The sequence below is a fragment of the Iodidimonas nitroreducens genome, assembly GCA_000710935.1.
Lineage (GTDB): Bacteria > Pseudomonadota > Alphaproteobacteria > Sphingomonadales > Rhodothalassiaceae > Iodidimonas > Iodidimonas nitroreducens.
The window spans coordinates 77064-102443 of record BAYV01000014.1; the positions used below are offsets into that span (position 1 = coordinate 77064).

Genomic DNA, 25380 nt, shown 5'->3' on the forward strand with positions numbered 1-25380 from the left:
CAGCATGGCTTTCGCGTTTAAGGCATTGGGTGTTGCCGCACTGATCTTTTCGACATCCGCCCCGGCCTTGGCACAGGATTCCGCCCCTCAGATGACGGTCGAAAGAGACCCGACGATCTGGCCGGTGGTCGAAAGCGCGGTGCCCAAAGATCCGGAAATTGAGAAGAAGATCGATGCCTTGCTTGCGAAAATGACCCTGGAAGAAAAGGTGGGGCAAACCATTCAGGCGGAAATTCATTCCATCTCTCTGGAAGAAATCACCAAATATCATATCGGCTCGGTTTTGAACGGCGGGGGCTCCTATCCCACCAAAGATGCGAAGGGTGCCTTTTTATCCTGGGTGGCGGCAGCCAATGCCTTTTATGATGCCTCGGTCGATCCGAAAAATGGCCGCACGGCGATCCCCATCCTGTGGGGTACCGATGCCGTGCATGGCCATAATAATATCGTGGGGGCAACCCTTTATCCCCATAATATCGGCTTGGGGGCGACGAATGATCCCGATCTGATCCGTGAAATCGGCGCGGCCACAGCGCGGGCGGTGCGGGCCACGGGCATCCCCTGGGCCTTTGCCCCCACTGTTGCGGTGGCGCGGGATGAACGCTGGGGCCGCACCTATGAAAGCTATTCCGAAGATCCCGCCCTTGTTGCCAGATTGGGCCGGGCGATGGTCGAAGGCCTGCAGGGAACGCCCGCCGATGCCACTTTTCTGGTGGCGGATCGGGTGATTGCCACGGCCAAGCATTTCATCGGCGATGGCGGCACTTTGGGCGGCGATGATCAGGGCGATACGGTGATGAGCGAGGCTGATTTATTCAAGCTGCATGGCTTGGGCTATGTCTCGACCCTTGAGGCCGGGGTGCAAACGGTGATGGCCTCGTTCAATAGCTGGAATGGCGATAAATTGCATGGGCATCGCTATCTTCTTACCGATGTTTTGAAAAATCGGATGGGGTTTGATGGCTTTGTGGTGGGGGATTGGAATGGTCATGAACAGATCCCCGGCTGCACCGTTGGCTCTTGCGCGCAAGTGATCAATGCCGGTGTCGATATGGTGATGGCCCCGATCAACTGGAAAGATTTTTACCGCAGCACGCTTGCCCATGTGAAAAAGGGTACGATCAGTGAAGCGCGTCTTGATGATGCGGTGCGGCGCATTTTGCGGGTCAAATTCCGCGCCGGTCTGTTTGAAGGTAAACGCCCCAGCGAGCACCCGTTGGCGGGGGTGGAGGCGGTGCTGGGCCATGCGGTGCATCGTGATCTGGCGCGCCGGGCGGTGCGGCAATCCCTTGTCTTGCTGAAAAACGAACCGGCGGTTCTGCCGATTGCCGCCCATGATCGGCATGTGCTGGTGGTGGGATCGGCGGCAGAGAGCATCCCTATGCAGGCCGGGGGCTGGAGCGTGACATGGCAGGGCCGCGATCTCGATAATTCTTATTTCCCGGGGGCGACAAACTTGTGGTCTGGTATTGAAGCAGCGGTGAAAGCGGCGGGTGGCAAGGCGGAATACAGCCCCAAAGGCAGCTATAAAAAGCGCCCGGATGTGGCCATCGTGGTGTTCGGGGAAACTCCTTATGCCGAATTTGAAGGGGATCGCACCGATAGCATCGCCTTCAAGGATGGTGGCGATAGCCTGGCTTTATTGAAAAAATTGCAGGCCGATGGCATTCCCACGGTGGCGGTGATGATGTCGGGGCGGCCCATGTGGGTGGGCGATCATCTGAAGGCTGCGGATGCCTTTGTGGCGGCTTGGCTGCCGGGCACCGAAGGCGGCGGCGTGGCCGATGTGCTGATCGCCGATGAAAATGGGGCGCCGCGTTTTGATTTTACCGGCCGATTGAGCTTTTCATGGCCCGCCCGCCCGGATCAGATGCCGGTGAATGCGGGGGATTTGGATGAAACCCCCGCTTATCCTTTGGGCTTTGGCCTCAGCTATCCCTGAACCTTAAATCTGCTTTATGAATGGATCGGCTATGAAGGCCCGGTGCTGGTTTTGGCACCGGGCTTTTTTTTGGGTTTTCTGTTCGTTCAGGGCGCATCCTCAGCCGCAGGTTTTTCAAGGGGAAAGGGGGCGAGGAAAGGGCTGAGTTCACCGCGCACGATCAGGATCGATCCCACTGAAGGCTGCAAGGTCACCCCGCTCCAGATCGGGCTTTCTTCGAGGGCCGCGATGATTGCCGGGGCATCCACGGGCTGTTTGGCATCGGCATAGACGGCGATGGATCGATCACTGAACTGAACCCGGGTGATGGTCAGCGGGTAGGCATCCAAAATCCGCGCCCATTCCAAAAGCCCGCTGACGGCGATGCTTTCATCGCCCAAAGCCTGCTGTTGATCGATCTTTTGCAGGGCGCTGAGGGCCTCGCGCCGATCTGCCAGCAAAGATTGGGCGGATAAACGGATTTCCTTGGCTTTATTCTGATAATGGCTGGTCATCCATGTGGCACTGGCCCAAGCGCTGAGCTGATAGCTGAAGGGGCCGAGAAACAGGATGATCGCCAAAGGCACCAGATGCCTCGACCCTGTGTCCACCGCCCAAATGCGAAAAGGCCGGTCGATCAGCTTTGGTGTTGTGAGGGGAAGGCTGAGGGGCTGGCCCGGCGCTCTATTTTCGTCCCACTCGCTGCCCGTGTCGCCTGCGCCTTCCCAGCGTCCGGCTTTCAAAAAAGCCTGCCATGCCAATGATCCCGGTGCTTGCGGCCACCAGCGGGCGGTTTTGAGATCACGCCCATCCCAGATCTGCCCTTCCACGCCATCGATACAGCGAATGAGCCGCAGGGCGGGCTGATTTCCGGCGGGTGCGGGATAAAGGGCGCTTTCGGGGATCAGCCTCAGGCCCGCACGGGGCGGGGCATCAAGGGGCAGGGCGTCTTGATCCCATGTCCAGATATGCGCCCCATGGGGGCTGCGCAAAACATAATGCCCGGGATTGGCAAAAGGCGTTTCAAACTGGATTTTCAGCTCTAAAGCCTGCAAGGCCCTGGCATCGCCAAAATCACCGGCCCGATATTGATAGCGGCACAGCGCCCTTGGCAAAACGAGCACTTTTCCGCCGAAAAAACCGCCCTTATTGAGGATTTGTCGTTCCCCCGATGGCGACAGCCGTTCAAGAGCCGGCTGGAAAAAGTGCTTTAATGTCGTCGTACTGGTCATAAACATCCTGCGACTGTCGGCGCGTGCCAATGCTATAGCGATAAAAGGGTCGGTCGGCGGCCACCGGACGACGCTCATATTCAATGATCCTGATCAGCTTATAGCGCGATGAGGGGCCATCGATAAACTGTTCATAACGCATCCGTGCGCGCGGCGATGGAATGGCCTGTCTTTGGCTGAACACATCGCCCGAACCCGCCAGCTGTTGCAAGCGATCATCCCCCAAAAGCGCGCGCAAAGCCGGGGCAGCCAAAGCGGGATTAAGGCCGAAGGAGCGCTGCTCGGCGGTGGCGACCATCAAAAGCTGATCATTGTCCCACAAAGCGCCTTCTTCGGCCCAATCCAGCACCGCACGGGCTTCTAAGGCATGCCGCAAAGGGGCATTGGCCGGGGGCGGCTTTTTCAATAGCCGATAGGCCGGAGCCTCGGCCCCCTGAAAACGCCGGATGCTGTTGCTATCGGTATAATCAAGCAGGCGGGCGATCAGCCGATTGCTTTTGAGTTGATCAAAGCCCATCGCTTCCATCAGCAAAATCAGTTCATCTTCATTGGTTCCATTGAGGGAGATAAGCCCGGCGCTGTCTTGATAATGGATCAGGATGCCATTGTCATCGCGGCGGATGCCGCTTTGGGCCGACCAGAAATCCAGGGCATTTTCGGAAGCGGGCAAGCCATCCTGAAAGCTGAGCGGATTGTATTTCGCCTCTGCTGATAAATCCATGCCGCCAATCACCGGCTGGGCGGTAAGCCAGCGAAAAAGCGTGCGGCTTTCGGTGCTGACGAAACTTTTTTCCGCCTCCAGCCGATCAATCATGGCCCGCGTCATATCCTGGCCGGTGCGGGCCGCCCGGATGCCGATCATGGAAAGGGAAGCAAAAACGAGGATAAAAACCAGAACAAGGGGGAGCACGATGCCATTCTGCCCAATGCGGAGCCTATTCTGTTTTGTGCGGAGCCTGTAAGCGTCCGAGGGGGCTGTTAGTTTACCGATCATAAGGCATTATCCCCGGCATTGGGATCTTCAAGGCGAAAGGGCAGGCTATTGCGATTATACGGGGTGACATACCAGATATGGCGCTCATTCGAGCGGTTAAAGCGCAAACGGATGGCTTCGGGCAATTGGGGCGTTTCAAAATAGACCTGATCCCTGAAAAAGCCATTGCCGGGCTTGGTTTCGGGCGGCCAGCGATCATGCCATGATCCATCCATGGCTTTATAATCAAAGCGCGCATTGCTGATCTCGCTGGCCAGAATGTCATTAGCATTCTCGCCACCCATGATCAGGCTTTGGCCAGCCCCCTGATTGCTGATGCGCACATCAAGGGGGGCAAGCTGATGATCAAGGGCCGAGAAGGGCCGCAAGGTGATGCCGCTGAAACCTTCTGGCCCGCCCTTGAAGATGCCGATCTGCTGTTCGGGCCAGCCGGGCAGAAGCTGGCCGGCCACATCACGAAAAATTTCTTCCCGCAAAGGCAGGTTCTGGGCGCGCTCGAAAGCCAAAGAAATGCGCTGCATATTCGACCATTGGGTGATGGCAGATTGAAATAAAATCAGGGAGATAAGCGATAAGAGCGCCAGCGTTACGATCATTTCGATCAGGCTGAAACCAGCAGAGTGCTGCAATTTCCTGACGCTTTCGGACTTGCGTTTCAAATTAATATCTCGTAGCCTGTTGATGGTCCTCGTGTGTGCGACCCATTAAGATTGGTCTCCATTATACCGGAGTAATCAAGTTAGTTGGGCAGAAAACGACCCGCAAAATCTTTTGCGGGTCGTTTTTTTTGGAGCGCGCGCGCCGATCCCTTATCGTGCCAGCGGGTCATCTCAGATGGTCATCTCAGCGGGGCTTGCGAGCCGCCGCCTGAAGCTGCCATAAGAAGAGCCTATGAAGCGGATAGATCATGACTGAATTGATTTCATGGCTCAAGCAGCAAACGAATGATCGGGTCATTCTGGGCCTGAAACTGCTGTTTGTTCTTTTGCTGCTCTGGATTTTTCTGGAAATGCGCGCCTCGGCTTTGGAAGCCGGGCAGCGGGCGCAGGCGGCGCGCACTCAGGCGATGATCATGGAGGATCTCGATGATCCCGCTTTATGGGCAGTTCGGGCGAAAGCCGCGCAGATGGATCTGGATCATTGGCAGGCCGGGGCGTGGCAGGCCCCCACCGCCGGTATTGCGGCGGCGATGGTCCATGGGGCTTTGGAAACGCTGGCCAAAGAGCAGGATGTGGCGGCCAGCAATGTGCGGGTGAATCCTGAAATCCTGAAGGTTGATGGGGTGGATGCCCTGCGTTTCGATCTCAATGTGCGGGGGGATCAGGCGGCGGTGGTGCGGATGATGCTGGCTTTATCCTTGGCCATGCCGCGCTTGATTGCCACCGATTTCAACGCTAATTTTGCGGCCCGCAGCGCCAATATCCGGTTTTCGGGCATTGCCCCTTTCCAGCCGACCCCCGCTTCTGCGGCGCAACCCAATGCCCCTCAAGCCAGTGCCTCTCAAGCCAGTGCCGTGCCAAAGGCGAACAAGGGGGGGCCATCCAATGGATCATGATCGCCTGCGGCTGTTTTTAGTCCCTGCCCTGCTGATCACGGCTTTCGGGATTTTATCGGGCATAGCGGCTTATTTCATGGCCGATGTGGCCATGCGCAAAGAGATTGAAAACAGCATCGAGTGGCGGCCCACGGTGCCGCCGCCGTCGGCTGGGGCAAAGCAGGCGGGCATCGGTCTTTATGATCTGGCAAGGCTTTTGCTGGCGGGTGGGGCTTTTGGCGCGGTTGAGGCCAAAGCCTATCAGGCACCCGGGGCTGCAGCGGGCGCGGCAGGGGCTGCGGGCGCCGATAGTCTGGCGGCTTTGCGGGCCGCCTTTCCGCAAATCATTGCCGCCGCTTTCCTCGATGCCTCGCCCATGGTGTATCTGCGGCAAAAGGATGGGACGATTGCCGGTTGGCCCGAAGGCAGCGAACCTGCACCGGGCTGGCAGATTCGGTCTATCAGCCTCGATGCCCTAAAGGTGCAATATGAAGATGAGCAGATGCTAACCCTTCCTTTATTTGCCTTTGAGACAATCACCCCCACAAACCGACCAAATGAATGATAATGAGTGATAGAGTGAAATAGGCGGAAAAATTTCCGGCATTTTGCTGCATGATCAAAGGATCAAGAAAGATTGACCGCCCCCGGCTGCGGTTCTATCGTGCCGCAACCAAATACCGTTTTTGAATGTTATTGAGAATGATCCCACCCCTATGAGCCGAAGCCCTTTGAGATTTTTGCGTGTGCGCGGTCCGCTATGGGGGATCATGGGGTTCATGGCTTTGGCGGGCTGTGCCAATTGGAATATGCAGCCCGAAATTGCCGTCCGCAATAATTCTCTGGGGGATCGCGTTGATCGGGCGGATCGTCCGGCCGGGCAGGGCGATAGCATCGGCGATGCCCCGGGCGATAATAATCAGCTGTTAAAGCAGCCGTTTAACGAGCGCCTGCGCGCCACGGCCGTGCCCTCGATCAAATCCGATGCGCCGCAAAAAGCCGATGAGGTAGAGGCCCCGGCCTTGCCCGAAACGGCGGTGGATGCCTCGGTGCCGCCGCTGATCCTGCCAGCCTTTATTGATGTGGTTTTTGGCGAGATTTTGAAGGTTCCCTATTCCACCGGGCCGGAAGTGGCGGCGCGTAAGGATGTCATTCAATTGCGCTCATCAGGGGCGCTTTCGGCGCCAGATTTTCTGCATCTGGTCTCTGTTGCCCTGAAGGATTATGGCATTCGTGTCAGCCCGCAAAATGGCCTTTATGTGGTGATCGCCGATGCCAATGCCCGCCAGCGGCGGCCGCAATTCCTGCGTTCCCGATCGCGGCAATCCACCCCGGCCGCTTTGCGCCCGGTGGTGCAGTTTGTGCAGATGCAGGCCATCGATTCCAATAATATGCGCAATCTTTTGTTGCAGGCTTTTCCGCGCGGCGGGGCCTTGGAAGTCACCAATGATACCACCACCGGATCGGTGATCCTGACCGGCCTGCCCGAAGATGTGGATGCGGCCCTTGAAATCATCGAAACGATGGATGATCTGGCTTTTGCCAATTCCGAGGTGATGCAGTTCAAGCCGATTTTCTGGCAGGTCGAGGAAATGGCCGAACAACTGGCGAAAATCCTGCGGGCCGAAGGTTGGCAGGCGTCCGTTGGCGAGCGCCAGTTTTTGCCGATTCATATGGTGCCGGTTCCCTTTTCCAATAGCCTGCTGGTTTTCGTGCGCGAAGAAGAAGCCCGGCAAAGGGTGCTTTATTGGCTCAATAGCCTGGATCAGCCCTCGCAAAAGGGGGATATTGATCAGATTTTCGTTTATGATGTGCAAAATACCGATGCCGCATCCATTGCCGAAACCGCCAATGCCGTTTTAAGCAACAGGGGCGGGCGATTGCCGGGTGCGGAAACCACATCAGCCCCCAATGCCGCCAATGCCTCAAACGGAGGGACGCAATCCGCTTCACAGGGCGAGATCGTCGTTGATCCCTTGGGCAATCGGCTGATATTTTCGGGCAGCGCCAGCGATTATCAGCGGCTTTTGCAATTATTGCGCAGGCTCGATCAGCCCACCCCCGAAGTTTTGATCGAAGTCACGGTGGCCGAGGTGACCCTGACCGACGAAACCCAATATGGCGTTGAATTTTTCGTCGATAGCGTGGGCGGCAGTGGGGCGGATGTCAGCTTTGGCACCGATGGCGGGCTGGGGCTATCAGCTTCAGGCTTTAATCTCGGTTTTTTGAGCGGCGATGTTTCGGCGGCGCTCAATGCCTTTGCCCAAAATCAGCAGGTGAATGTGCTCTCCACTCCGCGGCTTGTGGCGCGGTCGGGGGGGGCGGCCAATATTCAGGTGGGCACCGATGTGCCGGTGATTACCTCGCAGGCGGCATCCGATCAGCAAAGCGGGGATGGCACGCGGGATGTCTTGCAATCCGTGCAGTTCAGATCCACCGGTGTGCTGCTTAATATCGAGCCGATTGTCTACAGCACTGGGCGGGTGGATCTCACCATCACCCAGGAAGTCTCCAGCGCCTTGCCCAATCCCAATGCGGCGATTGCCAGCCCGATCATCTCGAATCGCAATCTCAGCACCCAGCTCACTTTGGATGATGGCGGTACGGCGGTGCTTGGCGGCCTGATTCAGGATAGCATCACCCGGGGCGATACGGGGATTCCCCTTTTGAAGGATATTCCGTGGATCGGCAGCCTGTTCAGCGTCGATTCACTGAGTGTGGAGCGCACGGAATTATTGGTGATCATCACCGCCTATATCATTCGCAGCTCCGAAGATCGGGCGCGGTTTGTTGATTATCTCACGGATGATATCAACCAGTCCTTGGCTGATCCGTTAAAACTGCGGACACGCCTGCCCAAGCAGCCATGAGCATCGGGGGCACCCCAAAACGTGCCCTGATGCAGGGTTTCACCGTGCTCGAAGTTTTGGTGGCCATTGCCATTCTTGGCACCGCCTTGGCGGCTTTGCTGGGTTTGCAGCAAAGCTCGATCCGCGCGGCTTTGGGGGTGGAACGGGCTCAGCAGCGGATTGCGCTGGATCGCGGGGCGCTGGCTTTGCTGCGCTCGATCAATCCGGTTTTAGAACCCGAAGGCCGCGCTGAATTGAGCTTGGGGGCCGAGATGCAATGGCGATCCGAACCCTTAGGCGCGGCGCGGCGGATCACCTCGGCGATAGGGGCTGAAGGGCGTTTTTCCCTGCAGCGCTTCCGGGTTCTGGTCACGATCACCGCCCCCGATCTGCCTGCCCGATCCTGGTCGGTCGAGCTGTTGGGCTGGCAACCGGTGCAGCCCTTCCTGCCCGCGGGCTAGGCCCTCATCGCCCCCCGGGCTTATGGCGGACCTGATGAAATAGCAACAAAGCCTGTCTTTCATTGCGTTGCGCGGCGCGGGGGGGTATCCAAAAGCATAGGGCTGTGCCGATGATGGCAATAGACGATAAGGCAATCCATGGGTAATCTGCTGATCACGGGCGGGGCAGGGTTTATTGGTGCAAATTTTGCCCATCATTGGGCAGCGCATCATCCAAAGTCTGAGATGATCATTCTCGATTGTTTGAGCTATGCCGGTAATCTGGCGAGCATCGATGATCTGATCAAAGCCGAAGCGGTGGAATTGGTGGTGGGGGATATTGCCGATCTCGATCTGGTGGCGGGCCTTTTGCGGGATCGTGCTATCGACCGGATCGTGCATTTTGCCGCTGAAAGCCATGTGGATCGCTCTCTGCACGGCCCTGAAGCCTTTATTGAAACCAATGTCGTTGGCACCCATCAGCTTTTGCGGGCGGCGCGCATGGTTTGGCTTGATGAAGGCAGCGGCCGCGATCATCGCTTTCATCATATCTCTACCGATGAGGTTTTCGGCTCTTTGCAGATGGAGGCCCCGTCCTTTACCGAACAATCGCCCTATGCTCCCAATTCGCCCTATTCGGCATCGAAAGCCGCCGCCGATCATCTGGTGCGGGCCTATCATCATAGCTTTGGCCTCAAGACCAGTCTCTCGAATTGTTCCAATAATTACGGGCCTTATCAATTTCCCGAAAAGCTGATCCCGTTGTTTTTAATCAATGCCCTTCATGGCAGGCCCTTGCCTATTTATGGCGATGGGGCGAACAGGCGCGATTGGCTGCATGTGGATGATCATTGCACGGCCATCGATACCATCTTGCATCATGGTGCTGCGGGATCGGTTTATGCTGTGGGTGGGGGCTGTGAATTAAGCAATCTCGATCTCATTGATCAGCTTTGCACGGGCCTTGATGCGGCCTTTGCCGCCCGCCCCGCTTTGGCCGAACACTATCCGGATGCCCCCGCAGCCCAAGGCCTGCCCACGGCCAGCCTGAAACAATTCGTGCCTGATCGCCCGGGCCATGATCGGCGCTATGCCATTGATGCCAGCCTGATCGCTCAGGATCTGGGCTTTCGCCCGCAGGTGGATTTCAAATCGGGGTTGGCCCAAACCATCACATGGTATTTGGATCATCCCCACTGGTGGCAGGCCATTCTGGATGGGCGCTATCGGGATTGGATCGATCAGCATTATAAAACCCTGAACAAAACGCGCTGAGAAAACCCAAAGCCTAATGCCAAGCAGGAACAATCGATCATGACCGAGATGCAAGATAAGGGGGCCAACACTACCGGGGGCAGCACGCAATCGCTGGTCGCCACCACGCGGGCTGCATCCCATGGCCAGCCGCGCGAGGTCTATCTTCATGATATGGTGGCTGCCCTCCGCCGGCATTTTTGGCTGATTGTGATGATCCTGTCGGTTTCTACAGGGCTGGGGCTGGCTTATGCCATTTTTGCAAAGCCCCTTTACACCGCCACCGTGACCACCCAGCCCGCCAGCACGGAGCAGGGGGGTGCCCTTTCAGGATTGGGGGGATCTTTGGGCGGGGCTGCGGCTTTGGCGGGGATCAGCCTGGGCGATAGCGATGGCGATCAGGTGGCGCATATGGCGGTGCTCAAATCCTATGAATTTTCCATGCGGTTTCTTGAGAACAACAAGATGCGGCCCGATCTTTTTCCCGAGCAATGGAATGCGGAAACAGGCGATTGGCGGCAAGGGGATCCGGGTGTGATCGGGCGGCTGATCGCCTGGCTTTCGGCGCTGATCGCCCGGCTTTCGGGGGATGAAGGCTGGGTGCCGCCCAGCCATATTCCGTCGGATTGGGAAGCCTTTGATCTGTTCAGCAGCGAAATCCGCCATATCCGCGAGGATACGGATAATGGCCTTGTCACCGTTTCCTTTCGTTTTCGTGATCCCCAAAAAGCCGCCCTTTGGGCCAATGAATTTGTGGCCCAGGCCAATGCCGAAATCCGCAGCCGCACCGTGGCCGAAGCCGCAAGGGCCATGACCTTTTTGAAAGACGAGGCGGAAAACACCCGCGTGGCAGGATTGCAGGCCACCATCTATGGCCTGATGCAGGCCCAGCTTGAAAAAGCGATGATGGCTAATTCGCGCCCCGAATATGCCTTCAGGGTGATCGATCGGGCGACCGTGCCGCAGGTGCGATCCCATCCCCAAAGATCGCTGATTGTTTTTCTATCCCTGTTTCTTGGCCTTGCACTGGGTGTGGGGGTTGCCCTGTCGATTGAATTCTGGCGGGGGACTTTGGTGCGTGAGCAAGGCTGATCCTTCATCAGGGCGCGGGGGGCTTTTGGGCATGCGCCTTTGGCTCATGGGCCATCTTGATGATCATTTCAGGGATATTTTATCCGGGGCGGCAATCACCTTTGGCCTGAAGATCATGGGCATGGGCCTGATGTTTGCCTTCAATGTTTTGGTGGCGCGGCTTTTGGGGGTGGCGAATACGGGCCTGTTTTTCCTTGCGCTGACCCTGTTGCAAATGGCCGCCACAGTCGCCCTTTGGGGCCTTGATAATGCCACATTGCGCTTTATCTCGGGCTTTGCCGCCAAGGAACGATGGGCTGATGTGCGGGCTGTTTTTTTGCGGGCGGTGAGCGGGGCGCTCTTCTCATCCCTGCTGCTGGCCACGGCAATTTTTTTCGCAGCGCCCTATCTGGCTTCAACGGTTTTTGATGAGCCCGCCCTTCTCATGCCCCTCAGGATCGTGGCTTTGGGGGTGCCGGTTCTGGCTTTATTGCCGATATTTGCGGAAAGTCTGAAGGGCCTGAAAAAGATTTTCGCCTCGCAAATGCTCCAAGGCGTGGTTTTGCCCTTTTTCGCACTTTTATGGCTGCTGTTGCTGGCCACCTCCACTGGGGCCGATTGGGGCGCAAGCGGGGCGATCATGGCCTATGGGCTGGCGGCTTTGATGGCCCTTTTGCTGGGGTGGGGGCTGTGGCACTGGCAGCTTTCTCGGCAGGATAAAAACGGGCGGGATAAAACCGGCAGCGGGCATTTTTCCATGCGCCAATTGCTGCGGTCCGCCGGGCCTTTGGGGGGGATTTCGATCCTGCATCTTTTGATGCAATGGGTGCCCTTATTGGCTTTGGGTGCCTTTGGCAGCAGCACCGAGGTGGGGCTGTTTGGGGTTGCTGTGCGCACAGCAACGCTCACCAGCCTGTTGCTGGTGGCGGTCAACAGTATTGCCGCTCCGAAATTTGCCGCCCTGTGGGCAAAAGGCGATCATGAAGCGCTGCAAAGGCTGGCGGTGAAATCAACGGCGCTGATCACGCTTCTGGCAGCACCTCTTTTATTATGTTTCGTGGTCTTCCCCTCTTTCATTCTGGGGCTGTTTGGGGCCGATTTCAAAGAGGGGGCCATCGCGCTTTCCATTCTCGCGGCGGGGCAGTTCGTCAATGCCGCCACCGGCTCGGTGGGGTTTTTGCTGATGATGACCGGCCATGAGCGCCAACTTTGGAAATCGGTGGCGCTGGCGGCTGTCCTGTCGTTATTGATGTCGGGGCTTATCCTGAGCGGAGCGAGCCTCGTTATGGCGGCATTGGCGGTGGCGGTGCCTTTGGCCATGCAAAATATTCTATCGTCTTTTTATGTCATGCGTTATCTCCATTTCTTTCCCTGCAATTATACACTCCTGTTTCGTTGAGAGCACTTGCCCCATGTCTCACCAGAATCCCGTCATCTTCATCGGAATGCATCGTTCGGGAACCAGCATGCTGGGGCGCATTCTCGAACGTCTGGGCCTTTTTGTCGGGGCGCATAAGGAAGGCAATAATGAAGCTCTGTTTTTCCTGAGGCTGAACTCATGGCTCTTGAGCCAATGCGGCGGACGCTGGGATCATCCTTTGCCCATTCATGATCTGTGGGATAATCCGGCCCTTCTGGAATGGGTGGAACGCTATGTGCGCGATCAGATGGATGGGCCGCGTGCGCTCCATTTTCTGGGCCTTTCGCGTTATCTCAAATATCGCAAGACCAGCGCCATCACGGAACCATGGGGCTGGAAAGATCCGCGCAACAGCTTTACTTTGCCACTTTGGCTGCGGCTGTTTCCCGATGCCCGCATCATCCATATCCGGCGGCATGGGGTGGATGTGGCCCAAAGCCTGAAGGTGCGCGGCGAACAGGGGATGGCATCGATCACCGCCCATTATCAGCGCTATGGGGCTTTGGCAGCCCTGCGGCCCAAACGCAGTGGCTTTATGGAATCGCCGCGCTGTGCCAAAATCGAGGGCGGCTTCAGCCTGTGGGCCGATTATCTGGAGGAAGTGGAAAACCGGCTGCAAGCGCTGCCCGATCAGCAAAAGCTTGAGATCGTTTATGAGGATTTTCTGGCCAATCCCATTGAGATGATCGGGCCGATTGCGCAATTTTGCGGTCTGGATTGTGGGGCAGAGGCCGCACGGGCGGGCGTTGCGGATATTCGGCCTAGCCGCGCTTTGCCCCATAAAGCCGATGAAGAGCTTGCCCTGTTCGCCAAAGAGAATGCGCATGTGCTGGCACGATTTGGATATTGATCGGGTTGATCAGGCGGGCGGCTTTTTCAGGCCGGCTCAGGCCCCCAATAAAGGCGTTCAGCCATGAACGGCGCGATGGATGGCCTTGTGGTGGCCTTGGCGGGCAGCTTTGCTTTTGGCAGCTTGATGGCCATCAGCCTTTATGCGGCCCGCTCGTGGTTTCACCCGGCTGTGGCGTGGAATGGCATCTGGTTCGTGGTCTTTGCGTGTCTGTGCTTTGCCCAGATGTGGCTTTATCCGGTTTCGTGGCAGGCTTTGGGGATTTTTCTGGCCGGGGCGCTTTATTTTTCCTTCGGAACGCTTCTGGGCAGCCTGCGCTGGCGAGCCGCCAGCCCTGCCGAAATCCCTGCCACGATTGGTTTGGCAAAAGGCGAAGGCCTTTATCAAAGCGATCGGGTTTTGCTGCTTGCTGTGCTGGTGCTGCTGGTGATCGGGCTCCCCTTTTATCTGCGCCATATCATGTCATTTTCGTCATCCGCGCCCTTCACACCGATCTTTTTCCTTGAGGTCCGCCAAGGCATGCTGGATGAAGCGCAAAGTGCCGGAAGGGGGGCGCTGGTCAATAATCTGGTTGTCTTGTCCACATTCGCCACGCTGGTGGCCCTTGCCGTTACCGAGGGGGGGCGGCGCTGGCGGCTGCTGATCGCAGCCCTTTTTGCCCTGGCCGTTTTTTATAATCTCCTCACGGCGGCCAAGGGCGGAATGCTCAGCCTTCTCGTCGGCTCATTTGCCGTTTATGGCCTGACCCGAAAACGCCTGCCGGTAAAGGCGCTGATCATCCTCATGGTTCTCGTTCTGATTGCCTTTGGGGGCATCACGGTTTTGCGCAATTCGCTGGCGGCGGATAGCGAGATGACCCTGATGGATGCCGCCGGGCTGACGGGGCAGATATTTCTGAATTATCTTACCACCAGCGCGGTGGCGTTCAGCGTTTATCTCGATGGGATTGAACAGGTCCCTGAAATCAAAAGCCCATGGGAATTTTTCATCCGCACCATCAATTATTTCGGGACCTTTTTTGAAGCCCCCAATCCGCCGGGAAAATTCATCGAATTGGGGCCGGGGGTGGTGGGTTATAATACCTACAGCATCTATTTTTTCTATTACCCTCATTATGGCATGCTGGGGGTGGCGGGTTTTATGTTTCTGCTGGGGTTGATCAGCGGCGCGGTTCACAAATTGGCGCAATCGGGTTCCTTGCCCTGGCTTTTGGTCTATGCCATGCTTTTTTATGGCATTATCCTTGGCATTCTTGCCGATGCCTTGCTGACTTCGCTCAACCCGATCATCAAGCTGGTTTTGTTTGGGGCTGTGTTTGTGGTGGCGCGGCATATCCGTTTATTTGATCCTTCTGCCCGCAGGCCCCGGCTGGGCAGGCAAACGCCATCAAGAGCATAACCCGATCCGATGACACGAACCCCCCTGAATATCGCCGCGTTTACCGGCGGCCAAACCGTTCCCAGCGCCCGCTTTCGGGTGCGGCAATATATCGATCCTTTAAAAAGCCACGGCCTGATGGTGCAGGAATTTCCATCCCGGGCCGGGCAATATCCCCCGCCATCCTTGTGGAAGCGCCCGCCCTGGCTTCTCGCCACGATCCTTGAACGGGTGCCCCATATCCTTAAAAGTCGCAAGTTTGATCTGATCTTGTTTCAGCGCGAACTGGTCAGCACCCTTCTGACGTTGGAGCCTTATTTCGCCGGGCCGCGCCTTTTGGATGTGGATGATGCGATCTGGCTGCACAAGCGCGGTGGCTTTGCCGCCCGGCTCGCCCGGCTCAGCGATGGGGTGATCTGCGGCAACAGCTTTTTGCAAAGCTATTTCGATGATCTGGGATGCCGAACCTGGCTTTTGCCCACGGCGGTGGATAGCGATCGCTTTAGCCCAAAAGCGGATGAGCGTACCGGTCCACCTGTCATCGGCTGGTCGGGTTCGGGGGGCAATCTCATCCAATTGGAACGTCTGGAACCGGCGCTGGCGATGGTGTTTCTAAAAAACAAAAGCGCAAGGCTGCGGGTGATCTGCAACCGCCCTCCCCACTTCCAGAATCTCGATGCGGATCGGGTGGATTATGTGCGCTGGTCGCCCGAGAACGAAGTTTCAGCCCTGCAAGATCTCAGCCTTGGGTTGATGCCCATCGAGGACAATGATTGGTCGCGGGGGAAATGTTCCTATAAAATGCTGACCTATATGGCTTGCGGGCTGCCTGTGGTGGTCAGCCCCATTGGCATGAATGCGGAATTACTGGCCATGGATGAGATCGGTTTCGGGGCCGCCACCCAAGGCGACTGGGCTGAGCAGATCACCGCCCTGCTCACGAATCCCGATCTGGGGCAAAAAATGGGCGAAAGGGGCCGCAGGCTGGTTGTCGCGCATTTCAGCCTCGCGCATCTTTCATCCCGGATGGCAGACATTTTTCGCTCTGTCGCCTCTTGATCTCCCACGCCAACAGGAAGGCGCTTTAAGGAATGGCTCCGCTGACATCGGTCCTTCATATGATCACCGGCCTTGGTCGCGGCGGCGCGGAACATATGCTTTATAAGCTGCTGGGTGCCATGGATCGGGGGGCAGTGCGCCATCATGTGCTGTCTTTGACCGACGATGGCATCTATGCCGAGAAAATCCGCGCCCTGGGGGTGCCGGTGGAAAGTTTGGGCATGCGCATGGGGCGGCCCAATCCCCTCCATCTTTTGCGCTTGCGCAGGCATGTGCGGCGCATTGATCCCGATCTGGTTCATGGCTGGATGTATCATGCCATTCTGGCCGCGCAGCTTTCAGCGCAGGGTCGCCCGGTGGTGGCAGGCATCCGCCATAGTATCGAACGCCTGTCGAACGAAAAATTGACCACCAATCTGGTTATTCGGGCAACCGCAGGCCTGAGCGCATCCCTTGCTGCCCTCACCTTCAATGCCCAAATCAGCCACGATCAGCATCTGAAAATCGGTTTCAGCCCCCGATATGCTCAGGTGATCCCCAATGGCTTTGATACCGATCGGCTGACCCCCCACCCGCTGAAGGGGGCGCGGCTGCGGGCGACACTGGGCATTGGCCCGGATGTTTTTGTGGTTTTGCATGTGGCGCGTTTTCATCCGATGAAGGATCATCAGGGATTGCTGGCGGCCATCGCCCGGATCAAAAGCCGCGATATCCTGTTCCTTCTGGCCGGAACCGGGGTGGATGGCCGCAATCCGGCCTTCAGCGAAATAAGGGATGATCGCGTGCATTTCTTGGGGGAGCGCGATGATATTCCCGATCTGATGGCGGCGGCGGATTGTCTGGTCAGTTCGTCCTGGAGCGAGGCCTTTCCCAATGTTCTGGGCGAAGCGATGGCCTGCGGGATTCCGGCAATTGCCACAGATGTGGGGGAATCGGCGGCGATTGTGGCGGATAGCGGGCTGGTGGTGCCGCCCAAAAACCCCGAAGCGCTGGCAAAAGCCTTGCTTCAGATGAAGGATATGCCACAAGAAAAGCGCAATGCCCTGGGACAACAGGCCCGACAGCGGGTGATCGAACACTATAGCCTGTCAAAGGTGGCATCGGATTATCTGGCCCTTTATCGCCATGTTCTGAACAGACCAAAGCGATCATAACGGAAAACTGAACAGAAAAAGGGGCGGATGGCTGATGTGCGGGATTGTGGGCTTTATCAATTGGCAGGGCGTGCCCGAAGGCGGCGCGCAAATCCTGCGGGCCATGACCGATGCCGTGCACCATCGCGGTCCCGATGATGGCGGCCAATGGCTGGATAGGGCGCGGGGCGTGGGATTTGGTCATCGCCGCCTGTCGATTCTCGATCTGTCGTCGGCGGGGCATCAGCCGATGCATTCGGCATCCGGGCGCTATATCATCGTTTATAATGGCGAGATTTATAACCATCATGATTTAAGGGCCGAACTCAACGACGCAGGCAAGGCCCCGGCATGGCGGGGGCATTCCGATACCGAAACCCTTTTGGCGGTGATCGAGGCGATAGGCCCCGATGCGGCGCTGTCGCGGCTCAATGGCATGTTTGCCTTTGCCCTGTGGGATCAACAGGATCACAGCCTGTTTCTCGCCCGTGATCGGCTGGGGGAAAAGCCCCTTTATTATGGCTTTGCGGCGGATGGCACCTTTTTATTCGGTTCCGAGCTGAAATCCCTGACCCTATGGCCGGGCTTTGAAAAGCATGTTGATCGCGATGCTTTGGCCGCCTATCTGCAATTCAATTATGTGCCATCCCCTTATGCGATCTGGCACGGTCTGCATAAATTGCCACCGGCCCATCGGCTGATCTTAAAGGCCGGGGACCAAAGCCTGCCGCCGCCCCATGCTTATTGGGATGTGCACAGCATTGCGCAGGCGGCTGCGGCCCATCCTCTGGCCGATGAAGCGAGGCTTGTTGATCGTCTTGAAACCCTGCTGATGGACAGCGTAGGGCGGCGGATGGAAGCGGATGTGGCGCTGGGGGCCTTTTTATCCGGGGGGATTGACAGTTCCACCATTGTCGCCCTGATGCAGGCGCAATCCACCCGGAAAATCCGCACATTTTCCATCGGCTTTCATGAAAGCCGCTATAATGAAGCCACCTATGCCAAAGAGGTGGCGCAGCATCTGGGAACCGATCACACAGAATTATATGTGACCGCGAAACAAGCGCTAGATGTGATCCCCCGGCTTCCCCAGATGTGGGACGAACCCTTCGCCGATAGCTCGCAAATCCCCACGAGCCTGTTGTGCGAGATGACCCGGGCGCATGTAACCGTGAGCCTGTCTGGCGATGGCGGGGATGAGCTTTTTTGCGGCTATGATCGCTATGCGCGGGCCATGCATCTGAAGGCGGCGCTGGCCCGGATTCCGCGCCAGAGCCGGGCGCTGGCGGCAGGATTTCTGCGCACCGGCTTTGCCGGGCATCTGGCTGCCGGGGTGAACGGGCTTTTACCCAAAAGCATGGCCACGGTGGCGGTGCGGGATCGCTTGCCAAAGCTTGCAGATTTTTTGCTTCGTTCGGATGAAGTGGGCATCTATGGCGATTTGATTTCCCATTGGAGAGATCCTTTTGCCGTGGTTCTGGGGGCGCAGGGACCCGGGCCATCAGTGTTTGATCAGGTGCCGGATTTCCCCGATTTTCGCCAGAAAATGATGTATCGCGATCTCGTCGCCTATCTGCCCGATGATATTCTGACCAAAGTGGATCGCGCCAGCATGGCGGCCAGCCTGGAAGCGCGGGTGCCTTTTCTGGATCATCATGTGGTGGAATTTGCCTGGCAATTACCCATGAGCGCCAAGCTGAAAAAGGGTGTGGGCAAGCATATCCTGCGCGAGGTTTTATATCGTCATGTGCCGCAAAAGCTGCTCGATCGGCCGAAAATGGGCTTTGGGGTGCCGATTGAAGATTGGTTGCGGGGGCCTTTGCGCGATTGGGCAGAAGACTTGCTCGATGAAAAGCGGCTGCGGGAAGACGGCTTTTTCGACCCCGCCCCGATCCGCCGCTTATGGGATGAGCATCTGTTTCATGGTCGGCGCTGGCACTATCATCTGTGGGATATTCTGATGTTTCAGGCATGGTGGCGTCAGCAATCCGAACCTCAGACGATAGACCGATAAAGAGAACCGCCATGCCACAGCACAATAATCGAAAATCGGACGAAGCGCATCAGGATGGCCGGGGCGTCATCCGGTCGGTGGCGGTGATATCCAATCAGGCGCGCTCGATGTTGCATCATCGGGGGCCCTTGATCGCGGCGATGATCGGTTGCGGCGTGCGGGTTTATGCGCTGGCCCCTGATCATGATGGAGCATCGCGGGCCGAGGTCGAGGCGCTGGGGGCGGTGCCTGTTGATTATCGGCTGGATCGCACCGGCATGAACCCCCTGCGCGATCTGGGGCATATGCTCCGCCTTTCGCGGCTTTTGCGGCGGCTCGATGTGGATGCGAGCTTTGGCTATTTCATCAAGCCGGTGATTTATGGAAGCTTGGCTGCATGGCTGGCGGGGGTGCCGCAGCGTTTTGCGCTGATTGCCGGGCTTGGCTATGTTTTCACGGATGGAGACACGCCGCCTGATCTGAAAAAGCGTTCTCTGAAGCTGATTGTTTCGCTTCTGTATCGATTGGCCCTTCATCGCTGCGCGCAGGTGTTTTTTGAAAATGGCGATGATCTCCAGCATTTCGCAACGGCTGGGCATCTGCCCCGGGGCGTGGGGCTCAATGTGCATGGCACCGGGGTTTATCTTGATCATTATGCGCATGTGCCGCCACCCTTGGGGGATACCCCTCCGGTTTTTCTGCTGGTGGCGCGCTTGTTGCGCGAAAAAGGCCTTTATGAATTTGCCGAAGCCGCGCGCCGCGTCAAGGCCCGTTATCCCGCTGCGCGCTTTGTGCTTTTGGGCGGTCTGGATGATAATCCCGGTTCCCTCACCCAGGAAACGGTGCAGGGCTGGGTGCAAGAGGGGATCATCGAATGGCCGGGCGCGGTTGCCGATGTGCGCCCGTATCTTATGGCATCGTCCGTGTTTGTTTTACCAAGCTGGCGCGAAGGCCTGCCGCGCTCCACCACCGAAGCTTTGGCCACCGGGCGGGCGGTGATCACCACCGATGCGCCGGGCTGCCGGGATACGGTGATTGCAGGCGAAAATGGCCTGCTGGTGCCGGTGCGCGATCCGGCGGCGCTGGCAGCGGCGATGCAGCATTTCATCGATCATCCCGAGGATGTGGCGCGGATGGGGGCGGCAAGCCGCGCGCTGGCAGAAGCCCGCTTTGATGTGCACAAAATCAATGCCACCATTTTGCAGGCGATGGGGATTGCCCCTGCGCCCTGAAGCCGATCAGCCAGCCTGCTGCGGTCCATTGGTGATGATGGTTTCGCACAAGGGCGGGCGAATTTGCAGGCGAAGGCTGCGCCCGGATGGGGCGATGAGGGTAATCTCGCCGCCCGCGCACAGCCCGATATCGCTGATCATCAAGGGGCCGGTGCTGCGGACGATCCAGCCATCGGGCAGATCGAAATCAAGGGGCCGGGCATCGGGCGGCGGATTTCCTTCCACGCCATAATAAAGGGCCTGACCATCAAGCCGGGCGCGCATGGGGGCATGGCGCATTTGGGTGGCGATGGCTTCGGCCTGCTGGATCAACTGGCCGCTTTCAATGCGGGCGGTGAAAAGCGGTGCGGCCAGCCCCAAAACCAGCCCCATGATTGCCAGCACCACCAGCATTTCCAGCAGGGTGAACCCCTGCCGGCTCGCCTTTGCCTTAGCGTGTGGAGGAAATATCGGCATCCAGCCCCTCGCCCCCTTCGGCATTATCGGGGCCATAGCTATAGACTTCGGCAACCCCGCCCCGGGTTTCAGGCGCGCGATAGCGATAGGGATTTTTCCAGGGATCGACCGGGATCGAGCCATCGAGATAAGGCCCGAACCAGCTTGAACGCAAGGCCGGATCATCGGGTGGGGTAACCAAAAGCGACAAGCCTTCCTGCTCGGTGGGATAGCGGCCGATATCGATCCGCATGGTATCGAGGGCGGTGCGCAACATGCGGGTTTGCGCCTGTGCAGTGGTGACTTTCGAGCTATCGAGCTGGCCAAACAGGCGCGGCCCCACAAGGGTTGCCAGCACCGCGATAATGGCAATCACGATCAGCATTTCCAGCAGGGTAAAGCCCCTTTGCTGGCCTTTTCTGGCGGCATTGGGATAATGCCGAAGCCGACATGGGCACATGGTGCGTATCTCCGTTCCTAGATTTCAAATTGATAAAGACTGGTCATGGCCAGCACGATTCCGATCACAAGGGTGCCCACGATCATCGAGATCAGCAAGATGGCCACCGGCTCGGCAAGGGCTGTGATTTTCTTGGCCCGTTCGCGGGCATCATCATCTAAAATATTGCTCATGAATAAAAGCATCTGATCAAGGGCGGCGGCCTGCCGGCCGGTACGCAAAAGATCGGTGAAGGTGGGATCAAGGGCCACCCCATTTGCAAGCGCTTCATCCAATGGTTCCCCCGCTCGCACGCCCCGGCGGGCCTCGATCAACCCTTGGGAAAAGCTGGGGCTGGTCACCGCCCGGGCGGCCAGATCAAAAGCGGTGAGCAAAGGCGCGCCATTGCGCATGGCCACCCCCATGGTGCGCGCCCAATTGGCAAGCTGGGCGCGGCGCAAAAAGGGCCCCAGCACCGGCAGGCGATCAAGCAGGGCGAAAAAGCGGGCGCGGGCAGGGCGGGAACGCCCGATATGGAGCGCGGCGGCGATAAGGGCAAAAGCGGATAAGCCCAGCACAAGGGTATTGTCGCGAAACAGCGCCGATCCCCCCAGCACCATTTTGGAAATCAGCGGCAGTTTATCGCGATCATCGCCGATCATCGCTTCAAATTGCGGCACCACCACCACAAACATGAAAATGGTGATCACCAGCCCGGTTGCCGCCAGAAATGCGGGATAGGTCAGCGCGCCGCGTATATCACGGCGCAGGGCTTCTTCCTGCTCCATGCGATTGGCGGCATCGCTTAAAGCATCGGCGATGGCCCCCGTTTGCTCGCCCAATTCAGCCAATTGCGCCACATAGGGCGGAAAATCGGCCATATGGGTGGCAAAGGTTTGGGATAGCCGCTCCCCCGCCCGCAGGCCCCGGCGCATGGCAAGGCTGCGGGCCCGCAGCACCGGATGGCCATTGCGCGAAAGGCTATCCATGCATTCCAAAAGCGGCAATCCGGCAGAAAGCAGCGTGGCCATCTGGCGGATATAGCGCGCCCGCGCCTTGTTTTTCAGCTTTTTCCGGAAAAGCCCGGCGAAAGGCAGGCTGCTCCGCCCCACGGCTTCGATCCGGAAAGGTTCAAGGCCTTTGTCCTTCAGCTTTTGCCAGGCTTCGCGCTTTGATCCGGCTTCGATCCGGCCCGATAAAACCACGCCATCCACCTTGATGGATTTATGCTTGTAATCTGCCATTTCAGTGGGCCATTGCGACGGATGCTCCCACCACGCGCAGCACTTCATCCAAAGTGGTTTCACCGGCGCGGGCTTTTTCGGCCCCATCTTCGATCAGGGTCATGAAGCCGCTTTGCCGGGCGATCTGGATCATATCGCGCAAGGATCGGCCAGCGGAAATGGCTTCAGCGATGGCCCCGTCGATGGCAGCGATTTCAAATAAAGCCAGCCGCCCCTGATAGCCGCTGTGGGAACATTGATCGCAGCCCGGCGCGGTGCGCCATCGGGCGGGGTTTTTGTCAATGACGGATTGCAGCGCAAGGCAATCGGCGGCCATCCGGTCGATGAAGGCATTTTGCTGGGCGATGCGCTGGGGATTGGTTTCATCCCGGGCGCAATGGGGGCACAGGCGGCGCACCAGCCTTTGGGCGGCGGTGCCGATGAGGGCGGATGCCACCAGAAAGGGTTCAAGCCCCAGATCGATCAGCCGGGGGATGGCGGCGAGGGCGGAATTGGTGTGCAAAGTGGAGAGCACCAGATGCCCGGTGAGGGCGGCTTGCGCTGCAATGGCGGCGGTTTCACCATCGCGGATTTCACCGATCATGATCACATCGGGGTCCTGACGCAGAATGGCGCGCAGGCCCCGGGCGAAATCATAGCCGATTTCCGATTTGGTCTGGATTTGCGATACGCCGGTCATATCATATTCCACCGGATCTTCGATGGTGATGATCTTGCGGATGCCATCATTCACGGTTTCCAGCGCCCGATAAAGGGTGGTGGATTTGCCCGAGCCCGTGGGCCCGGTGACAAGGATGATGCCGTGATTTTCGCGCAACAGATCATCGAGCACATCGCGCGCCCGGCCATAAAGCCCAAGGCCCGAAAGATCGAGCAGGGTGCGCTGTTTGCGCAAAAGGCGCAAAACCAGCCCCTCGCCCCATGATGTGGGCAGGGAGGACACGCGCAAATCCACTTCCTCGCCGGAAATGCGGATGGTCTGGCGGCCATCCTGGGGCAGGCGGCGTTCGGCGATATCCATGCCCGATAAAAGCTTCACGCGGGAGACCACGGCATCGAAACGGCGGCGCGGCTGGGTGGCCTTCACATGCAAAACGCCATCGATGCGGCTGCGAACCTGAAACATATGTTCCGATGGTTCGATATGAATATCGGATGCCCCTTCATTCAGCGCCTGATTGAAGATGGTATTCACAAAATCGATCACCGGCGCTTCTTCGGCCATTTCGCGCAGGCGGGCGGTATCGGTTTCATCATCCTCCATGGCCGAAGCGCTGGCCTGATCGAAATGGGTGAGCAGGCTATCAATCAGGCTGTTGGCGGCCAGATGAATGCGCACGCAAGAAGCGCGGCTTTCCAGCATTTCGAGGATGTCGGGATCAAGGCTGTGGCGAGGCGCGGCGCAGATGATCCCCGGCTGCCATGTCGGTTCATCGGGGATTTCATCACGGGAGGCATCGGGGGAACCATTTGGGGCGGCATCGGGCTTTTCAACCGGCAGACACCAAACCGGTACGGATTTTTGCAAAAACCACGAAAGGGGCAGGCCCAGACTTTCGGCAGCAGCAAGGCAGGCGCTGGCATCGGGGGCGGCCTGGGGGGGCAGGATCGGCAGATCAAGCTGGCTTGACAGGGCCTTTAAAAGATCAGGCTCGCCCAAGGCACCAAGACGCAAAAGCGCCTGACCATAAAGGCCACCCACTTCGCGTTGAAAGGCTTCGGCCTGTGCCCGATCCCTTGCCGTTATCAAGCCAAGCTCTGCCAATATCGTGCCGATACGCCGATGATCCATGCCTTGTTCGTGCCTTGTGCGTAACATGTCGGGGGCCTGCCCGCGCCTTGTTTGCTTTGGGGGCCGCGTCTCCCGGATATCGCCTTGTTGTAATGGATCGCGCCGCGCTGGCCAAGTTTTCTCTTTGTTTGATCGCGCGCACACGCACCACACCGGATCAAGCCCGGGATAATGATTGGGGGGTCAAGCCCGGGATGGAGAGGGAAGGGGCAGGCCTTCAGAAAAAAATGATACATATTGAAAAATGGCGCACCCGACAAGATTCGAACTTGTGACCTCTGCCTTCGGAGAACATGGGATAGCCCGTAAAACTGCGACTGTTCCGCGATTGTTCATGCAGAACAAAGCAAGAAACGGCATATCCTGACGTTTGTAACGCGGACATTCTGCGGACATATCGTCATTTCTAATCATTAGTCCATCGCCTCTCTGGCAGCTTTGAAATGATCAGGATGATGATGCGCGTAAAGCTCGCTCGTTCGATCATGTGAGTGCCCAAGCCATCCCGCTATCTGGAAAAGATCAACGCCCTTTTGCGCCAGCCACGTTCCGGCGGTGTGTCGCAGGGTGTGCGGTGTGACCTCATCCAGCCCCGCCCTGATTGCCGCCGCAGCAAACCCCTTCTTTATGTCGCCTAAAGGCTTGCCGTTCCTAGAGATCACATAGCCCAAGTCGGAGCCTCGCTCCCGCGCCTTCACCAGAAACCATTTCAGCCCGCGCGGAATGGGGATAATTGATCGGCCCTTATCTGTTCGCTTCCGCCCCGGCGGGTTGAAATCAATAACGCCTCGAGCAAAATCAACCTGCGGCCAGCGCATGTCCAAGATCGCTCCCTTTCGTGCGCCGGTGTAAAGGCCAATGAGAATAAATAGGGGCAAATACTGCCGCGCCTTGCTGTCATGCCTTGATGCCCATAGCAGACGCGCCGCTTCATCGCGTTCAAGCCACCTGTCTTTCCCCGCAGGCTTGGAAGGCAGCCATACATGAGGCACCCTTAGCAGTCGCCCATGCTTATGCTCATAATTCAGCGCGGCGCGAAGCACGCCAAGTTCTCGCCGCAGCGTGCCATCGGACACCCGGTAATCCCCCCATTTTTAATGGGGGGTCTTCA

22 protein-coding genes are annotated in these 25380 nt (G+C 57.9%); 14 read left to right on the plus strand and 8 right to left on the minus strand.

The features are described 5' to 3' along the window. Window positions 1-4 precede the first annotated feature (4 nt). The gene (locus AQ1_RS07035) at window positions 5-1942 is read left to right on the plus strand and encodes a glycoside hydrolase family 3 protein (RefSeq protein ID WP_313981126.1); all 1938 of its coding nucleotides are present in this window, start codon (window positions 5-7) and stop codon (window positions 1940-1942) included. Window positions 1943-2028: 86 nt separating this feature from the next. Here AQ1_RS07035 and AQ1_RS07040 read toward each other — a convergent pair whose 3' ends face one another. The 3 genes from AQ1_RS07040 to AQ1_RS07050 form a co-directional block, all read right to left on the minus strand. Next, window positions 2029-3153 (minus strand): hypothetical protein, encoded by a 1125-nt coding sequence (locus AQ1_RS07040; protein WP_152550400.1) that lies wholly within the window; start codon window positions 3151-3153, stop codon window positions 2029-2031. Next, a complete protein-coding gene (locus tag AQ1_RS07045) occupies window positions 3107-4063 on the minus strand; it encodes a type II secretion system protein GspK (protein WP_161760470.1) in 957 nt (318 codons plus the stop codon). Before AQ1_RS07045 ends, AQ1_RS07040 begins: the two co-directional genes overlap by 47 nt. Before the next feature lie 80 nt (window positions 4064-4143). After that, window positions 4144-4806, minus strand: a complete 663-nt coding sequence (locus AQ1_RS07050) for a prepilin-type N-terminal cleavage/methylation domain-containing protein (RefSeq protein WP_042085761.1) — start codon at window positions 4804-4806, stop codon at window positions 4144-4146. Window positions 4807-5054: 248 nt separating this feature from the next. On the opposite strand from AQ1_RS07050, the gene AQ1_RS07055 reads away from it, so the two are divergent. The 13 genes from AQ1_RS07055 (at window position 5055) to AQ1_RS07115 (ending at window position 20359) form a co-directional block, all read left to right on the plus strand. Continuing rightward, complete coding sequence (locus tag AQ1_RS07055; RefSeq protein WP_042085763.1) at window positions 5055-5702, plus strand: hypothetical protein; 648 nt, start codon at window positions 5055-5057, stop codon at window positions 5700-5702. Further along, window positions 5692-6246 carry a hypothetical protein gene (locus AQ1_RS07060; RefSeq protein ID WP_042085765.1) on the plus strand — a complete coding sequence of 185 codons (555 nt, stop codon included), beginning with the start codon at window positions 5692-5694 and terminating at the stop codon, window positions 6244-6246. The genes AQ1_RS07055 and AQ1_RS07060 overlap by 11 nt, the downstream gene beginning before the upstream one ends. Before the next feature lie 166 nt (window positions 6247-6412). After that, complete coding sequence (locus AQ1_RS07065) at window positions 6413-8551, plus strand: secretin N-terminal domain-containing protein (protein WP_161760472.1); 2139 nt, start codon at window positions 6413-6415, stop codon at window positions 8549-8551. Continuing rightward, the gene (locus AQ1_RS07070) at window positions 8548-8991 is read left to right on the plus strand and encodes a type IV pilus modification PilV family protein (RefSeq protein ID WP_042085769.1); all 444 of its coding nucleotides are present in this window, start codon (window positions 8548-8550) and stop codon (window positions 8989-8991) included. Before AQ1_RS07065 ends, AQ1_RS07070 begins: the two co-directional genes overlap by 4 nt. Window positions 8992-9129: 138 nt before the next feature. Then, entirely contained in the window at window positions 9130-10245 is a 1116-nt protein-coding gene (gene rfbB, locus AQ1_RS07075) for a dTDP-glucose 4,6-dehydratase (protein ID WP_042085770.1), read from the plus strand. Between the two features lie 39 nt (window positions 10246-10284). Further along, on the plus strand, window positions 10285-11316 hold the full coding sequence (locus AQ1_RS07080; protein ID WP_081837146.1) for a Wzz/FepE/Etk N-terminal domain-containing protein: 1032 nt from the start codon (window positions 10285-10287) through the stop codon (window positions 11314-11316). Then, window positions 11303-12694, plus strand: a complete 1392-nt coding sequence (locus AQ1_RS14470) for an oligosaccharide flippase family protein (protein WP_052371078.1) — start codon at window positions 11303-11305, stop codon at window positions 12692-12694. Before AQ1_RS07080 ends, AQ1_RS14470 begins: the two co-directional genes overlap by 14 nt. Window positions 12695-12707: 13 nt before the next feature. After that, window positions 12708-13565, plus strand: coding sequence for a sulfotransferase family protein (locus AQ1_RS07090; RefSeq protein WP_042085772.1), 858 nt, complete (start codon window positions 12708-12710; stop codon window positions 13563-13565). Window positions 13566-13628: 63 nt separating this feature from the next. After that, entirely contained in the window at window positions 13629-14963 is a 1335-nt protein-coding gene (locus tag AQ1_RS07095) for an O-antigen polymerase (RefSeq protein ID WP_042085773.1), read from the plus strand. Window positions 14964-14972: 9 nt separating this feature from the next. Beyond that, window positions 14973-16001, plus strand: a complete 1029-nt coding sequence (locus AQ1_RS07100; protein ID WP_042085775.1) for a glycosyltransferase family 4 protein — start codon at window positions 14973-14975, stop codon at window positions 15999-16001. A gap of 32 nt (window positions 16002-16033) precedes the next feature. Next, on the plus strand, window positions 16034-17155 hold the full coding sequence (locus AQ1_RS07105) for a glycosyltransferase (RefSeq protein WP_052371080.1): 1122 nt from the start codon (window positions 16034-16036) through the stop codon (window positions 17153-17155). A gap of 34 nt (window positions 17156-17189) precedes the next feature. After that, window positions 17190-19148, plus strand: coding sequence for an asparagine synthase (glutamine-hydrolyzing) (gene asnB / locus AQ1_RS07110; protein ID WP_042085776.1), 1959 nt, complete (start codon window positions 17190-17192; stop codon window positions 19146-19148). A gap of 11 nt (window positions 19149-19159) precedes the next feature. Next, window positions 19160-20359: a glycosyltransferase family 4 protein gene (locus AQ1_RS07115; RefSeq protein ID WP_042085777.1), complete on the plus strand. Its 1200-nt coding sequence runs from the start codon at window positions 19160-19162 to the stop codon at window positions 20357-20359. Window positions 20360-20365: 6 nt separating this feature from the next. Here the strand turns inward: AQ1_RS07115 and AQ1_RS07120 are convergent, their stop codons facing one another. The 5 genes from AQ1_RS07120 to AQ1_RS07145 all read right to left on the minus strand — a co-directional run bounded on the left by AQ1_RS07120 (window position 20366) and on the right by AQ1_RS07145 (window position 25345). Beyond that, window positions 20366-20815: a pilus assembly FimT family protein gene (locus AQ1_RS07120; protein WP_042085780.1), complete on the minus strand. Its 450-nt coding sequence runs from the start codon at window positions 20813-20815 to the stop codon at window positions 20366-20368. Continuing rightward, window positions 20790-21254: a type II secretion system major pseudopilin GspG gene (gene gspG, locus AQ1_RS07125; RefSeq protein ID WP_042085782.1), complete on the minus strand. Its 465-nt coding sequence runs from the start codon at window positions 21252-21254 to the stop codon at window positions 20790-20792. The genes AQ1_RS07120 and gspG overlap by 26 nt, the downstream gene beginning before the upstream one ends. Before the next feature lie 17 nt (window positions 21255-21271). Next, complete coding sequence (locus AQ1_RS07130) at window positions 21272-22477, minus strand: type II secretion system F family protein (protein WP_042085784.1); 1206 nt, start codon at window positions 22475-22477, stop codon at window positions 21272-21274. Between the two features lies 1 nt (window position 22478). Continuing rightward, the gene (locus AQ1_RS07135; protein ID WP_052371082.1) at window positions 22479-24269 is read right to left on the minus strand and encodes an ATPase, T2SS/T4P/T4SS family; all 1791 of its coding nucleotides are present in this window, start codon (window positions 24267-24269) and stop codon (window positions 22479-22481) included. Between the two features lie 413 nt (window positions 24270-24682). Continuing rightward, window positions 24683-25345 (minus strand): tyrosine-type recombinase/integrase, encoded by a 663-nt coding sequence (locus tag AQ1_RS07145; protein WP_052371083.1) that lies wholly within the window; start codon window positions 25343-25345, stop codon window positions 24683-24685. Between the last annotated feature and the right edge of the window lie 35 nt (window positions 25346-25380).